The organism is Shewanella sp. FJAT-52076, from assembly GCF_019457455.1.
Lineage (GTDB): Bacteria > Pseudomonadota > Gammaproteobacteria > Enterobacterales > Shewanellaceae > Shewanella > Shewanella zhangzhouensis.
This window is the reverse complement of sequence record NZ_CP080415.1, coordinates 1363339-1378686: the sequence shown is the minus strand read 5'-3', so window position 1 is coordinate 1378686 and position 15348 is coordinate 1363339. Positions and strand designations below refer to the sequence as shown.

Below are 15348 nucleotides of genomic sequence, written 5' to 3'. Positions count from 1 at the left end.
TTCAGCTACTTTTGCCTAAAATAACTGCGACGCTTTCATAATGATAAATAACAATAATTTGGCAGTGCTGCTGATAGGTTTGACGCTTGTCGCCACCGACAGTCACGCAAAAACATTACTCACCTCGGACCCTACTCCCCTCATTGCACTGCAAGGCGCCAAATTACACCTGGCTCCAGGGCAAATCCTGGAACAAGGCACACTGCTGATTGAAGACAACCGTATTAAAGCCGTGCTGACAGGAAACGACATTCCTGCTGGTGCACGGGTAGTAGAAATGGCTGGCCTGGATATCTATCCTGGGTTTATCGATCCCTTTACCCAATATGGCATTAGTTTTGATTATCCCACTGAAACCAAAAGTACGCCGGTATATGAAATAAAACGCATCGGGGGTAATGCCGCCAACGGTGCCGTGCACGCAGAGAAACAATGGTCGCAGTATTTCGCCCCTGATAACGAGGCGGCATCAAGCTGGATAAATAATGGTTTTACCAGTGTGCAATCGGCGAAATTGGACGGAATTTTCCGCGGTCAGGGTGTCCATGTTTCGCTTGCCGATAAAATTGCCAACGATCTGGTGTATCGCGCCCAGGGTAATCATTATCTCTCTTTCGATAAAGGCAGCTCAGCTCAGGACTACCCAAGCTCACTGATGGGCGCCATGGCCCTTATCCGCCAGACCTTTATGGATGCGGCCTGGTATAATGAAAATCGCAGTAAACTCTCAGCAGCGGCATCAGCGAGCCAGCTCGAATTTAACGCAGCCCTGCAGGGACTGGGAAACACTCAAGCACAATATTTTATTTTTGATACGCCCGATCTGAATAATCAGCAGCGCGCATCGGCGCTGATGCATGAATTCAAATTAACAGGTGCGTTATTGGGAAATGGCCGGGAATATGCCCGGATTGATGAAATAAAAGCAAAAGGTTACCCGCTGATATTGCCACTGAATTTTCCAGCTGCACCGGATGTCAGCCAGCCCGGTCGGGAATATCAGTTAAAACTGGCAGATTTACGCCATTGGGAAAGAGCCGCCGGCAATGGCCAGGCTCTGGAGCAAGCCGGTATTGGTTTTGCGCTCACCCTTCATGGTATCGAAGACAAAAAGGATTTCTGGCCAAGATTACAAAAAGCAATCAAAGCGGGGCTGAGTGAACAAACCGCACTGGCGGCACTCACCACCCAGGCAGCCAGTATTGCCGGCATAGCCGATACTGCAGGCAAACTGAGCCCGGGCTTTGTGGCAGATCTCGCCATTTATCAGGGCAATCCCTTCAGTGACGGCAAGCTGGTGAGCGTGTTTTTGCAGGGGCAGGAAAAAGTCATTGTCCCGCGGGAGCAACTCGCAGTGACCGGCGACTACACGGTCACAATTAACGACCAGACAGTGCCAGTCGAGGTGTCTTATGACCAAGGCCTGAAACTCAAGGTTGCGGATAAATCGGCGCCATTAACGGGCACAGGCTCGGCGTTCACTACCCGCATCGAACTGCCGGGACTCGATGGCAAGCCCAGACTTACTCTCGATTTTCACGCGCTTAAAGCAGTTGCCTACGCCAACGACGGCAGCCAAACGCCTCTGATGCTGGTCAAGATAGATAACAACAGCGACACCGACTCAGAGCCTGCTGTATCCGAGCCCAAAGCAAGCAGCTATGTGGGGAAACTCACCTTCCCCAACGTTGCCTTTGGCCGCGATTCTTTGCCAGAGCAAGACAAGGTGCATATTCAGGGGGCAACAGTCTGGACCTCTGAGTCCCAGGGCGTGCTCGAAAACGCCGACATCATCATCAGCAAAGGTAAAATTCTCTCCATCGGCACTGACTTGATGACGCCACCCGGCTACCAGCGCATCGACGGCACAGGCAAACATGTGACAGCCGGTATCGTAGATGAACACTCACACATTGCCCTCAATGGCGGCACCAACGAAGGCACAGATGCGGTCACCTCAGAAGTCCGTATCGGGGATGTATTGGATCCGGAGGACGTGTCGCTGTATCGCTCCCTCGCTGGGGGCGTAACCACGGCGCAGCTCCTCCACGGCAGCGCCAATCCCATCGGCGGTCAGAGCCAGTTAATTAAACTGCGTTGGGGCGAAAACGCCGAAGATCTCAAGTATCAGGGGGCCCAGGCCAGTATCAAGTTTGCCCTGGGTGAAAACGTTAAACAGAGCAACTGGGGGGATGAATTCACCATTCGCTTCCCCCAAAGCCGCATGGGTGTTGAGTCTGTGATGGCTGATGCCTTCGATGCCGCCCGTGAATATCAGCGTGACATCAAGGCCTTTAATGCCCTGGATAAACGCAGCCGGGCAGAACGTATCAGCCCGCGCCCCAACCTCAGACTCGAGGCTGTGGCAGAGGTGCTGGATAAAGGGCGAGACGTCCATATTCACTCCTATGTGCAATCAGAGATCCTGATGTTCCTTCGTCTCGCCGAAACCTACGGTTTCAAGGTGAAGGCCTTTACCCATGTGCTCGAAGGGTACAAAGTGGCCAAAGAACTCGCCGCCCATGGCGCAGGCGCATCCACCTTCTCCGATTGGTGGGCCTATAAGTTTGAGGTGTACGACGCCATAGTGCAGAACGCCTGCCTGATGCATCAGGCAGGAGTACTGACCAGCCTCAATTCCGACAGCTTTGAAATGCAGCGCCGTCTCAATCAGGAAGCGGCCAAGTCGATGATGTACTGCGACATGTCTGCAGAAGATGCCTGGAAGATGATCACCATCAACCCCGCCAAGCAGCTGGGTATCGATAAGGAAACCGGGTCGCTCAAGGAAGGCAAGGTGGCCGACCTGGTGCTCTGGGATGCCAACCCCCTGTCAGTCTATGCCCGCACCGAAGCCGTGTGGATTGATGGCAAACGCTTTTATGACAGGGAAACAGACAAACAAATGCAGGCAGCCCAGGCAAGCGAGCGCCAGGCATTGGTGGCAAAAATCCTGTCACTGGATGAATCCGAAAAAACCGGTGAAAAGTCAGAACAAAAACAAGAGCCGTTATGGCATTGCGATAGCCACTACATCGCCTTTGGTACCCGCGCCACTCATCTGGGTAACCAACATCAGCATCAAGGAGCACACTAATGAGAATCCTGACCCTATCCCTGCTCCTGACAAGCGTTTGCGCCCTGGCCCACGATATGGTGCCGGGTACGGCGCAGCAGCAAGCCATCCTGATTACCCATGCCACAGTGCATACCGCATCCAATGGGGTGCTTGAGAACACCAACGTCTTGGTTGAGAACGGCCGTATCACAGCCATGGGCGAGCAAATTGAGGCTGCCGATGCCAGAGTGATAGATGCCACTGGCAAGCACCTCTACCCCGGGCTGATTGCCCTGGATACCCAGGTGGGTATGGTAGAAATTGAGATGGTGCGTCCCACAGTGGACACCCAGGACGTAGGCCTTAACAATGCCGAGCTCAAGGCCTCGGCGGTGTTTAACCCTGACTCAGAGATTATCCCGACCCTACGCAAAAACGGCATTACACACGCACAAATCGTGCCCCGTGGTGAGCTGCTTGCCGGGCAAAGCGCTCTGGTGAATCTTGACAGCTGGACAGTGGAAGATGCCCTAATCGACTCGCCCAGGGCGCTGCACCTCTACTGGCCCGAGCTTGGCAATCTGCCGGTAAAAGATGAGGATCGCAGCAAGGCACTCGCCGCCCACGGCGAGGCCCTGGCGAAAGTCGATACCCTCTTTAGTGAGGCCAGCGCCTTTGTCGCCCGTAAAGCCGCAGAGCCCAGCCTTACCCACAGACGTTTTGAAGCCATGGCACCGCTCTTTCGTGGCGACGCGACCTTGTTCCTCCATGCCAATACCGCTGGCGCCATCGGCGAAGCCCTCGCCTTTATTGCAAAGTATCGACTCAAAGCCGTGTTGGTGGGTGGTTATGAAGCCTGGCACCATGGCGATGCCATTAAGGCCGCGGGCATTGCCGTGGTATACCCATCGGTATTCAGCCTGCCCAGATACCGGGACGACAATATCGACGAAGCCTTCAGCATTCCGGCCCGCCTGGCGGATGCCGGTATCGATTTTGCCATTGGCTACAGCGGCGATTGGGATGCACGCAACCTGCCCTATGCCGCAGGCTACGCCGCAGCCCATGGTTTAGGGAAAGAAGCGGCGCTCAAAGCGGTCACCCTCAATGCCGCCCGTATCCTGGGTGTCTCTGATATGGGTGCCATCGAAGTGGGCTACAGAGCCAACCTGGTGCTGTCGGCCGGTGATATTCTCGACCCCCTGAGCAGCCGTATTGAGCGGGTATTTATCGATGGCCGTGAGATAACCCTGAAAACCCGCGCCGATCAGCTTTATCAAAAGTATCTGAAGCGATAGAATTTTGGCATTCAAGGCGGGGCAGGAATGTCTCCGCCCCGCTCCCGAAAGGACCCCATCATGACCCCACACCCGTTGAAAGCCGCCGCAGCCATCGCGGTTGCCCTGTTAATGTCTGCCTGCGCTTCTGATTACCAGTTCTCCAGCAACCTGGACCCCAAAGCGTTCAATGAGTATTTCAAGGCTGGTGAAGTGACGCTCTTTGAAGGTGAAAACCAACCCTCAGGACGTTATGAAATTCTGGGTCTGGTGGATGGTGAAGCCTGTCAGGCCACGCCTCAGGACATGCCCGCGACCCTGGCGGATGCCCGCACAGACGCCAGACGAAAAGCCGCTGATAAGGGCGCCAACGGTCTTATCATCAAAAACTGCACCCTCATCACCGAAGCAGGTGGTGGCTGCGAAACCCGCAGTCTGTGTGTGGGACAGGCCATTCGTCAGGCAGCGCCCGCCAACTAAGCTATGAAAGCCTTTGAAAATACCATTCAGGCCGTGGCAGTGTGCCATACCCCGTACCGGCAAAAATTCGGTATCCCACGGCAACCCGGGCTGGTGAATGCCCACGGGTTTGTGGAGCTGTTGCCCCCCTTTAACGACCCGGACACAGTGCGCGGGCTTGAGCAATACTCCCACCTGTGGCTGCTGTTTTGCTTTCACGAAAATCTGGCCCAGGGCTGGAAAAATACCGTGCGGCCACCGCGCCTTGGTGGCAATGAAAAGCTGGGTGTCTTTGCCACCCGCTCCACCTTTCGTCCCAATGGCATAGGCCAATCTGTGGTGCGTCTGCATGGCATAGTCAAACGTAAAGGGAAATTGTGCCTTGAAATCAGTGGGATGGATTTGCTTGATGGCACACCCATCATAGATATCAAGCCCTATATTCCCTTCTCGGATGCCATTGTGGATGCCCGTGGCGGCATGGCGCAGGACGCCCCGGTACTGATTGAAGTAAGCTACAGCGAGCTTGCCAACATACAAATCGCTACCCTCGGCCAAGGCGATGCCCGCCCGGATTTGGCGGCATTGATTGACGGGGTACTGGCCCAGGACCCTCGCCCAGCCTACAAAAAGGCCAAAGACGATCCCAAGTTGTATCAGGTCGCCCTGTACGATCTGGACATCTTCTGGTGTATTCAGGACGGTAAGGCCCATGTGCTTGAGCTCAAACCCACCAAGGTTGGCCAATCCCATGACTGCTGATGATTTTCGTGAGCAGCATAAAAAGCGGCTCTCCTGGATGCCCTGGCTGTATTTTTCACTGAAAGAGAAACACAAGGCCTGGGCTCTGCCCTGGCAGGCGGATATTCAGACAAGGCTGATGCAACTGGAAACCGTGCACATCGGCAGCCAGTGTTTTGTGGCCCCGGAGGCCGAGCTCTTCGCCGAGCCCGGCCGTGATATCCGCATCGGGAACCAATGTATGATTGCCGCGGGCGTGTTTATTCACGGTCCGGTTGAGATGGGCGATGAAGTGGCCATCAACCACGGCAGCTCGCTGGATGGTGGCCGTGTGGGCATCAAAATTGGCAGCAGAACCCGTATCGCCAATAACGTGACCATCTATGCTTTTAATCACGGCATGGCCCCCGATGAGCCCATCTACACTCAAAAGGTCAGCTCCAATGGCATTGTGATAGGCGAAGATGTGTGGATTGGCGCCCAGGCTGGCATTGTGGATGGCGTGACCATAGGCAATCATGCCGTAGTGGGTATGGGTGCTATAGTGACAAGAGACGTTGCGCCTTACAGTATAGTCGCAGGCAATCCCGCCAGGCCAATTGGCGACAGGCGCGACAAAAAGTGAACTAATCAAGGATGACGCAGTGAACAAGGATGAACAGCTTGCCCAAATCCCCTCCTCAAAACCTTTGCCCGCCATGCGCAGACGCTTGTGGCAGAGTTTTATGTGTATTGCCCTGCTTGGCATCCTCACAGGGATAGTTGCCCTCGGCGCCATCCATCAGCAGGCCAGCGAGTTTACCCAAAGCCAGCTCGGGTTGGCCCATTCACGTTATCTGGTACGCGATGCCTTAATGCAGCAGTTGGGGCTTGAAAATCTTGGCCGTGACTGGCACACCCTGCCGCCTTCGTCCCGTTCGCAATTACTCGGCGAAATGCGCGCCCGTCAACAGGGACTGGTCGGCGCCCTCGCCAACACCCCTGGTACGGAGCGAGACATGGCCATCCGGGTATTGCAGGGGCTTACCAGCCTGCAACCCGAGGGGCAAAACACCCCCGTTATCGGCGGCCTTGCAGAGCTCAGCCGGGATTTAGCCATCAGAGTCAGCTCCCTGGATGTCGGTAAGGCACAGCAAGTGCTGACGGACATAGAGCAGCGGCGCTGGCAGTTAACCATGACTGTGATGTTTTTATCACTGCTGTGTATCCTGCTCACCCAGTTTTTGGCCTGGCATCTGCTGGGCAGGCACTTTATCCGCCCGCTGATAGAGCTTGGCAGGCAGATAGACAACCTCTCGGCACATCGCAAAAATAATACTGCCCAGGTTGAGCCCGCCAATCAGGAAGTTAAAGATATCTCTGAAAACCTGCGCCACATCCATCGCCAGTTACAACACCAGCAACAGAACCCCAATGTAGACCAGCGCACAGGCCTCGCGTCTCGCAGTGCACTGAACCATCATTTGCAGCAGGAATGGTTGCGGGGCTTAAGACGCAACGAATCTGTGTCCATGTTGCTGCTGAGTGCCGATCCCGTGATGCTGCAAAACGGCCACGAACTGGCCGAACTGCCGCCCAACAGCCTGACACAACTGGTAAGTATCGCGGTCGAACACACAGCACGGGCGCAGGATTATCTGGCTCACTACGAAGGCAATAAACTCGCCATAGTGCTGTCCTGCACCGACCTTGAGCAGGCCATTAAACTTGCCCACCAGCTTTGTTATCGCGTTCATCAGACCCACATCCCTACCCCCATGCTGGCCACCCATCCCTGGGTGACTCTGTCAGTGGGCGTCGCCTCGCGCATCCCACGCTCCACCCATGGCTGGGATATATTGCTGCAGGAAGCGGAGGAAGCACTACTGCAGGCAAGGGCTCAGGGTGGGAATCAGGCCCTGGTTGCGCCCTGTCTTTTACCCGACAGCAGTTGGCTGGCCACTGAGGCAATTTATTGAGGTAATACCGGCGTCAAACTCGCGTCTGGTCAGGGTTTTTGCTGCATGCTGAGCGTGACAACACAGATGCAGGTGATACAATGCAGGCCATTCTTTTCAACTATGGACACCGGGAATGCGAGTCAGCAAATACCTGCTATCGACACAGAAAGAAACCCCAGCCAATGCCGAGGTAGTCAGTCATCAACTCATGCTGCGTGCGGGCATGATCCGCCGCAATGCGTCAGGCCTTTACAGCTACCTGCCCACAGGTTTGCGGGTACTGCGCAAAGTAGAAGCCATTGTTCGTGAAGAAATGAACAAGGCCGGCGCCATTGAGATCCTGATGCCCATGGTGCAGCCGGGTGACTTGTGGGTCGAAACAGGTCGTTGGGATCAGTTTGGTCCCGAGCTTTTGCGCTTTACCGACCGCCACAATCGCGACTTCGTACTGGGCCCAACCCACGAAGAAGTGATCACCGACCTTATCCGTAAGGAAGTGAGCTCGTACAAGCAGCTGCCGCTGAACCTGTACCAAATCCAGACCAAGTTCCGTGATGAAGTACGCCCACGTTTCGGCGTGATGCGCTCACGTGAATTCCTGATGAAGGATGCCTACTCCTTCCACCTGACTCAGGAAACCCTGGACGAAACTTATCAGGCGATGTACACCGCCTACAGCAACATCTTCAGCCGCATGGGTCTGGCATTCCGCCCCGTGCTGGCCGATACCGGCTCCATCGGTGGCAGCGTATCCCACGAATTCCACGTACTGGCCCAGAGCGGTGAAGACCTGATTGCCTACTCTACCGGCAGCGACTACGCCGCCAACATCGAGAAGGCCGAAGCCCCGCTGCCAACCGAACCCCGCGCCGGTGCAACTGAGGCGCTGCGCACCGTGGACACTCCCAATGCCAAGACCATTGCCGAGCTGGTCGAGCAATTCGGCGTGGCCATTGAAAAGACTATCAAGACATTGATTGTCAAAGGTGCTACCGAAGACGCCCCACTGGTTGCCCTTCTGGTCCGTGGCGACCATGAGCTCAACGAAATCAAGGCCGACAAGCTGGAACTGGTTGCCTCTCCGCTGGAGTTTGCCGGTGAAGCGGAAATCCGCGCCGCCGTGGGTGCCGGTACAGGTTCTATCGGACCTGTTAATCTTAAGATGCCCATCATCGCCGACCACAGTGTGCTGGTGATGAGTGACTTCGCTGCCGGTGCCAACGAAGATGGCAAGCACTTCTTCGGTATCAACTGGGAGCGCGATCTGCCGCTGGTTCAGGGCGCCGATATCCGCAACGTGGTAGAAGGCGAGCCGACTCCCGATGGTAAAGGCACCTATGCCTTCGCCCGTGGTATCGAAGTGGGTCACATCTTCCAGCTGGGTAACAAGTACTCAGAAGCCATGAACGCCACAGTGCTGGACGAAAACGGCAAGTCACAGATCATGCTCATGGGCTGTTACGGTGTGGGCGTAAGCCGCATCGTCGCTGCTGCCATTGAGCAGAACAATGACGACCGCGGCATAGTATGGCCCGAAGCTATTGCACCGTTCACCGTAGGCATTCTGCCAATGAACATGCACAAGTCTCATCGGGTTACCGATACCGCCGAAGCCCTGTACAAAGAACTGACCGAAGCCGGTTTCGAAGTGCTGTTTGACGACCGTAAAGAGCGCCCTGGTGTGATGTTTGCCGATATGGAGCTGCTGGGCATCCCCCACACAGTGGTCATCGGCGATCGCAACATAGACACAGGTGTCTACGAGTACAAAAATCGCCGCACCGGTGAAAAGAGCGAAGTGCCATTTGCAGAGCTCGTGAGCTTCCTCAAAGCCCAGTTTCAGCACGGCTAAGGCTTGAAACATTCAATAAAGGCACCCTGCGGGGTGCTTTTTTTTTGCCTGCAGCATTGCCAACACTGTCGACGAACGGCTTTAATTAGCCTAAGGGAAAGAGTTAACTATCAAGCTATTGGAGAACGCCTTGCCGTCATCGACTGCGCTGGTTTTAGGGGGAGGTGGTGCCCGCGCCGCATATCAGGTGGGGGTACTGAAGGCTATCGTGCAGTTTTACCCGCGAAATCACGGCATTCCCTTTCGTATTGTCTGCGGCACCTCGGCAGGGGCCATCAATGGCACCTCTATTGCCACCCACGCGTCCTGTTTTCATTTGGGTGTAAGAAAGCTTGAATGGGTCTGGCGCCACTTTGAAACTTCCAAAGTTTATACCAGTTCAATCCCCGGGGTGATGAAGCATCTGGGCCGTATGGCACTCAAGGGCCTGCAACACGACAAGGTCAATACCGACGCGGGCAGTCTGCTGGACAATGAACCCTTAAGGCGGCTGTTAAACGAGCTTATCGATTTTGGCCGCATCGACAGAAACATTCGCTCGGGGGCACTAACAGCCCTGTCGATAGATACGTCCTGCTACAACAACTCCCGTTCAGTGACCTTTTTTCAGGCATCAAGAGATCTGGACAATTGGTATCGCGCCAGACGCAGTGGAGAGCGCACCCGGCTCAATACCGAGCATCTGCTCGCAAGCTCCGCCATTCCCATGGTGTTCCCGTCCATAAAGCTCAAACAACATTACTATGGCGATGGCTCGGTGCACCAATTGGCGCCGTTGGCAAGCCCCATACATTTAGGGGCAGAACGTATTCTGGTGATAAACCTCGACAGTCCCCACAAGCAAGACACCCGCGAGCTTGAGCATCATCCGAAAACCGCCACCATCGCAGGCCACCTGCTGGACACCATCTTTTCGGACACACTCAACAGCGACCTTGAGCGTCTGGAAAGGATTAACAACACCCTGAAGCTGATTCCGGCAGAAAGCCGGGACAGATTACAGCTCAAACCCATACACACGCTGGTTATCAAGCCCAGTGAAGATCTCACCGTACTTGCTGCCCGCTATTATCGTGAAATGCCTTTCGCTGTCAGAACCCTGCTGGGGCTTATTGGCATCAACGAAGACTCAGACTCCAGTATCGTGTCCTATCTGCTATTTGAGAAGGCCTATACCAGTGCCCTGATAGACCTCGGCTACCAGGATGCCATGTGCCAAATCGATGAAATAAAGGCATTTTTCAATATCAGCTGACCGCTGCCAATAAGCGCTGGCGAAGGGCGCTTTAGGCAGCACCCACAGCAGATTGAGCTTCCTGTGGCGTGCTTCTCGCCTTCAACGCTGTAAGCCACTTGTTAAATAGAACCACGCGGTAGCCTGAAGACAGAAATCCCCTGCTTGTGCCAATAATCGGCAAGCAGCGGGCTTAAAAAAGCTGCCTATCCGCACCAATCATCAGCCCTGAAGCAGCAGCGCCTCGGCCTTTTCCACCCGCCTGGGTTTACCAAGTAAAATCAACACGTCACCGGCACGAAGCTGCCAGTCCTCGCTCGGACTGTCGAACTCCTCTCCCCCACGGCGAATGGCTCTGAGTTCGACCCTGAGCTTGGCCCAGGGGATGTCACCGAGGCGCTGCCCCACCACACTGGCGCCCCTTGGCAGCGCGACGGCATGCAACAGCTCCAGGGTAAAGTCGGTTTCTGTGCCCGAGAAAAAGCCATGCAGGTACTGATAGTGATTGCGCCGCTCAAATTCGAGCCGCTTTAAAATCCGCGTTAGAGGAACACCACACTGATACAGCACCTGACTGACCAGCATCAGGCTGCCCTCCAGGGTCTCTGGTATCACCTGGCTGGCGCCGGCTTGTTCCAGGAGTTTGAGTTCACTGTCATCCCGGGTGCGAACCAGAATCTTCGCCGTAGGCGCCAAAGTGCGGCACAGGTGTATCACCTCATCCACAGCGCGGCTTTCACAGAAAGTGAGCACTATCATCTTTGCCTGACTGATGCCTGCCTGCTTTAAAATGGCACGCTTGCAGACATCACCAAAATACACAGGCTCGCCGGCACGCTTGGCTTCCTGCACCCGGGTGGGGTCAAGATCCAGCGCCAAAAATGGCACAGCTTCGGCCTTCAAAAAGCGGGCGATGGTTTGGCCAACCCGGCCATATCCCAGGATAAGTACCAGTTCTGTACCCTCTTCCACCTTGGGAAGATGGGGATCGTCTTTAACCGAAGGTTTTAACCCCTGCAGCCATTTGCTGATGTTCACCGCATGGCGCACCAGGGTTGGCGCCAATGCCATGGAGATCACGGCGACCATCACCAGCACTGTGCTGACCTCGGGCTCCAGCAGCTGATAATTCACCGCCAGTGCCAGCACCACAAAAGAAAACTCCCCCACCTGCGCCAAAATAAGGGCCGACACCGAGGAGATACGGAATGGTTCACCGGCAAGCTTCAGGAGCCCATGAACCACCAGCGCCTTGCCACTGATCACTGCCAGCAGCACCAGCAGGATTTGCCACCAGTAAGCCATCACTAACTGGAAATCCAGCAGCATGCCGATGGAGATAAAAAAGAGACCCATCAGGAGATCCCGGAACGGCCTGATATCGGCCTCCAGCTGGCGCCTGTACTGACTCTCCCCGAGCAGCATGCCTGCCATAAAGGCACCCAGCGCCATAGAGAGCCCAAGCCATTGGGTAAAGGCACCTGTGAGCAGCGCCACCACCAGCGCTGAGAGCACAAAGAGCTCATTGGAGCGGGAACGCGCCACCTCATCAAATACCTTGGGGAGTGCCCACTTACCAAACGCCATCAGAGCAATAAAGGCCACTGTGCCTTTGAGCAAAGCAAACATCACATTATGAAGGGCAAGCGTGCCATCAGCCTCGCCAAGCAAGGGGAGCAGGATGAGTAATGGCACCACAGCCAAATCCTGAAACAGCAGCACACTCACGGATAACTCGCCATGGCGTCGCCGCAGCCATCCCTGTTCATTCAGGAGTTTAAGTACTATGGCCGTGGAAGACAGCGCTATGGTTGAGCCAATTACCAAGGCCTGTACCGGCTGCTGCCCGAGGGCCATGGCTATCAACATGGTGATAAGCGTGGTGACCAGCACCTGAGCGCTGCCAAGGCCAAATACGGTACGGCGCATGGCCCAGAGTTTAGGCACTGAAAATTCCAACCCCAGGGTAAACATCAGGAGCACGACCCCAAGCTCGGCCACCGAATGCATCTGGTGCTGGCTGAACCAATCAAATCCGCCGGGGCCGGCAACCACACCGGTGAGCAGGTAAGCAAGAATGGCGGGCAAACCCAAACGTCTCAAGAGCGCGATGGCTGCAATGGCGATAAGCAGCATCAACAAAATCTTGAGAAGTATGCCCTGTTCCATGAAGTTTCCTTGTCAAATTACCGGCACGGGAAAATTTGCACTGCCATAACAAAGATTAACTGAGTGACATACAAAGACAAATTTATTTAACAGCTTTTACGGCACAGATTTTGCTTTATTTAAATCAGATGAGTCCTGAACCGCCGGAGTAATAAATATGGACTTTGGTATTGCCGCACAAGTATATCCCGATGACTACCACTTTGGCCGCAGCGCCGCCGTGGCCGACATCCATGATGGCCCCGATCAGCTTGCTCTGGTCACCATAGTTCAGCAGCTTCATGCAAGCCTGGATCCACGGACCGTTTTTGCCTGTTTTGGCAAAGTCCTGGGCCAGTATTTGCCGCTTGCCGGCGTTCAGGCGCAATTTGCCGAGATGCAGCTCAGCTGGGGCAAACGCATTGGAGTGAGTTTGAAACGGCATCTCAACACTGAATCCTGCCGTGGTGCCGTGCTGGATTACCGTCTCGATACCCCGCTGACACCGGCACAAATTCGCGTTTTACAAACGCTGGAGTCGATGCTCATCCAACCGCTGCTCAATGCGATTCAATACCAAAAGATGTCTGAGCAGGCCATGTTTGATCCCCTGACAGGCCTTGGAAACCGTAACTTTTACGGCCAGGCCATCAAGCATGCGGTGGCAAGGGCAAGCCGTCATCAGGACAAGTTATCCCTGATCATTCTGGATCTGGACAACTTCAAACAGCTCAATGACACCCACGGCCACCAGTTTGGTGATGCCGTGCTCAGGCAATTTGGCGCCCTTATCAAGTCCGCCATCCGCAATACCGATCAGGCCTTTCGTATCGGCGGCGATGAGTTTGTGGTGCTGGTGAGGGGCGAGCTGGACTCGGCGACTTTGCTGTGTGAGCGCATATTAAGCAAACTGGCCAAAGGCAGTTTCTTTTCCCGCAACCGGATACACACCAGCCTCGGTGCTGCAGAGATTCAGGCGGGAGAAAACCAGGATAACCTTTACGAACGGGCCGACAAGGCCTTGTATCAAGCCAAGGCCGCCGGCCGCAATTGCTATCGCCTCAGTCTTCAACACCCTGTCAAAGACTGACAATAAGTTGACAGTGGTCGCCCAGGGATGGGCAAGATGCTCCTTCCAAATGACTTAAAATCCCCGTAACTGAATACGCCGCAGAAATTCGGTCATCACCCTGTCGTAAAGCAAGTCTCCGAGGTATTTATCTTCCACGCCGTGATCAACGCTGGGATTGTCATTTACTTCAATCACATAGGCTTTGCCGTTCACTTCTTTCAGGTCGACGCCGTAAAAACCACTGCCAATTAAATTGGCCGCCTTTACTGCGGCATCCACCACTTGACTGGGGACAGACTTCATGTCCAGGGCATCGAATCCGCCGCTGCTTACCCGTCCACTCTTGTGGTGCTGGTAAATTTGCCAGTGACCACGACTCATGTAGTAACGGCAGGCGTAGATAGGCTGACGGTTAAGTACCCCAATACGCCAATCAAACTCGGTCGGCAGGTATTCCTGGGCCAGGATCAAACTGCTGTGCTGGAAGATACGCAGCGCCTCTGCTTCCAGCTGTGCCCGCTCTTTCACCTTAACGACACCGAGGGAAAAGGCGCCATCGGGCACCTTAAGTACAGCAGGCAAGCCGATTTCAGCGATGAGCGCATCCTGCCAGCCTTCATCGGATGCTTTAAAAATCATGCTCTTTGGCGCAGGGACCTTGTGGCTGGCCAGGAGCTCGGATAAAAACACCTTGTTGGTACACTTCATGATGGACTCGGGATCATCCATCACAATAAGCCCCAGTTGCTCGGCGCTTTTGGCAAAACGGTAGGTGAAGTTACTGATATTCGTGGTGGAGCGAATAAAGAGGCCGTCAAACTCTCCCAGCCTTGTAAGTTCATGTGGCCCAATCAGCTCAAGCTCCATCCCCAACCGGTTGGCGGCCTTGATAAAGCGGTTCAGTGCCCCCTTGTTGGAGGGCGGCATTTTTTCCCGCTCGTCCACCAGCATTGCCATCTCGTAGCGAAACTTACGTGAACGCCGGGGCTTACGCCACACCTTCTGTGAAAACACCTCAAGAGAGTTGGCAAAAGCATCTTGCTCTGCATCGCTCAGCGCTTGGTAGGGAAATGGCTGAATACTGTCGACCTGCCACTTTTCCTGTAACTTCACCAGTTTCACTTCCAGCACAGGCACGGTAAAACGTTCAAAGATCTTGCGGCCTATGCGCTCGAGGGCGGGGATATCGCAGTAACCAAAAAACAGTTTGAAGCTGAGTTGGGTCAACTCGGCACTCAGTTTTTCAAGCCCCCCCTGAGGCAGGCTGAAAAAACGGTCCTGAGACAAGTCATTGATGGTCATGACTCTGGGTAAGACCCTGTGGCCGCGGGCTTCGGCCAGCAGCGAGCAATAATAGCCGTTGGAGAGGTAGTCGTAGTTGCGGCACAGGTTCAATACCTGCACATTCTTGCTGTTGCCCCAGGCCCCCATGGCCAGATACTCATTCACCGTCACCATCTGCTCGCTGGGCAGATAGGGGCGCCAGTCCTCCTTGTTATCCGTCACTATCAACAGCTGCGCCATAATTGAACTTGCCTCCTGTCACTGAACTGGATTTAATGAGCCT

At 54.8% G+C, this 15348-nt stretch carries 11 protein-coding genes; 9 read left to right on the top strand and 2 right to left on the bottom strand.

Annotation, left to right across the window (positions count from 1 at the left end; genetic code table 11):
- Window positions 1-40: 40 nt before the first annotated feature.
- The 8 genes from K0H79_RS05980 (at window position 41) to K0H79_RS05945 (ending at window position 10582) form a co-directional block, all read left to right on the top strand.
- Window positions 41-3097 (top strand): amidohydrolase family protein, encoded by a 3057-nt coding sequence (locus tag K0H79_RS05980; protein ID WP_220077641.1) that lies wholly within the window; start codon window positions 41-43, stop codon window positions 3095-3097.
- On the top strand, window positions 3097-4356 hold the full coding sequence (locus K0H79_RS05975; RefSeq protein ID WP_220077640.1) for an amidohydrolase family protein: 1260 nt from the start codon (window positions 3097-3099) through the stop codon (window positions 4354-4356). Before K0H79_RS05980 ends, K0H79_RS05975 begins: the two co-directional genes overlap by 1 nt.
- A 60-nt stretch (window positions 4357-4416) precedes the next feature.
- Window positions 4417-4815: an Rcs stress response system protein RcsF gene (gene rcsF, locus K0H79_RS05970; protein WP_408733370.1), complete on the top strand. Its 399-nt coding sequence runs from the start codon at window positions 4417-4419 to the stop codon at window positions 4813-4815.
- 3 nt (window positions 4816-4818) lie between these two features.
- Window positions 4819-5556: a tRNA (N6-threonylcarbamoyladenosine(37)-N6)-methyltransferase TrmO gene (gene tsaA / locus K0H79_RS05965; protein WP_220077639.1), complete on the top strand. Its 738-nt coding sequence runs from the start codon at window positions 4819-4821 to the stop codon at window positions 5554-5556.
- The gene (locus K0H79_RS05960) at window positions 5546-6160 is read left to right on the top strand and encodes a DapH/DapD/GlmU-related protein (protein ID WP_220077638.1); all 615 of its coding nucleotides are present in this window, start codon (window positions 5546-5548) and stop codon (window positions 6158-6160) included. Before tsaA ends, K0H79_RS05960 begins: the two co-directional genes overlap by 11 nt.
- Before the next feature lie 19 nt (window positions 6161-6179).
- Window positions 6180-7493 carry a GGDEF domain-containing protein gene (locus K0H79_RS05955; RefSeq protein ID WP_220077637.1) on the top strand — a complete coding sequence of 438 codons (1314 nt, stop codon included), beginning with the start codon at window positions 6180-6182 and terminating at the stop codon, window positions 7491-7493.
- A gap of 115 nt (window positions 7494-7608) precedes the next feature.
- Window positions 7609-9327 carry a proline--tRNA ligase gene (locus tag K0H79_RS05950; protein WP_220077636.1) on the top strand — a complete coding sequence of 573 codons (1719 nt, stop codon included), beginning with the start codon at window positions 7609-7611 and terminating at the stop codon, window positions 9325-9327.
- A 130-nt stretch (window positions 9328-9457) separates the two neighbouring features.
- Window positions 9458-10582 carry a patatin-like phospholipase family protein gene (locus K0H79_RS05945; RefSeq protein WP_220067204.1) on the top strand — a complete coding sequence of 375 codons (1125 nt, stop codon included), beginning with the start codon at window positions 9458-9460 and terminating at the stop codon, window positions 10580-10582.
- A gap of 201 nt (window positions 10583-10783) precedes the next feature.
- Here K0H79_RS05945 and K0H79_RS05940 read toward each other — a convergent pair whose 3' ends face one another.
- Window positions 10784-12730, bottom strand: a complete 1947-nt coding sequence (locus K0H79_RS05940; protein WP_220077635.1) for a monovalent cation:proton antiporter-2 (CPA2) family protein — start codon at window positions 12728-12730, stop codon at window positions 10784-10786.
- A 157-nt stretch (window positions 12731-12887) separates the two neighbouring features.
- Here K0H79_RS05940 and K0H79_RS05935 point away from each other — a divergent pair, with 157 nt between their 5' ends.
- Window positions 12888-13799 carry a GGDEF domain-containing protein gene (locus K0H79_RS05935; RefSeq protein WP_220067202.1) on the top strand — a complete coding sequence of 304 codons (912 nt, stop codon included), beginning with the start codon at window positions 12888-12890 and terminating at the stop codon, window positions 13797-13799.
- A 54-nt stretch (window positions 13800-13853) separates the two neighbouring features.
- Here the strand turns inward: K0H79_RS05935 and K0H79_RS05930 are convergent, their stop codons facing one another.
- Window positions 13854-15305, bottom strand: a complete 1452-nt coding sequence (locus tag K0H79_RS05930; RefSeq protein WP_220067201.1) for a RimK family protein — start codon at window positions 15303-15305, stop codon at window positions 13854-13856.
- Between the last annotated feature and the right edge of the window lie 43 nt (window positions 15306-15348).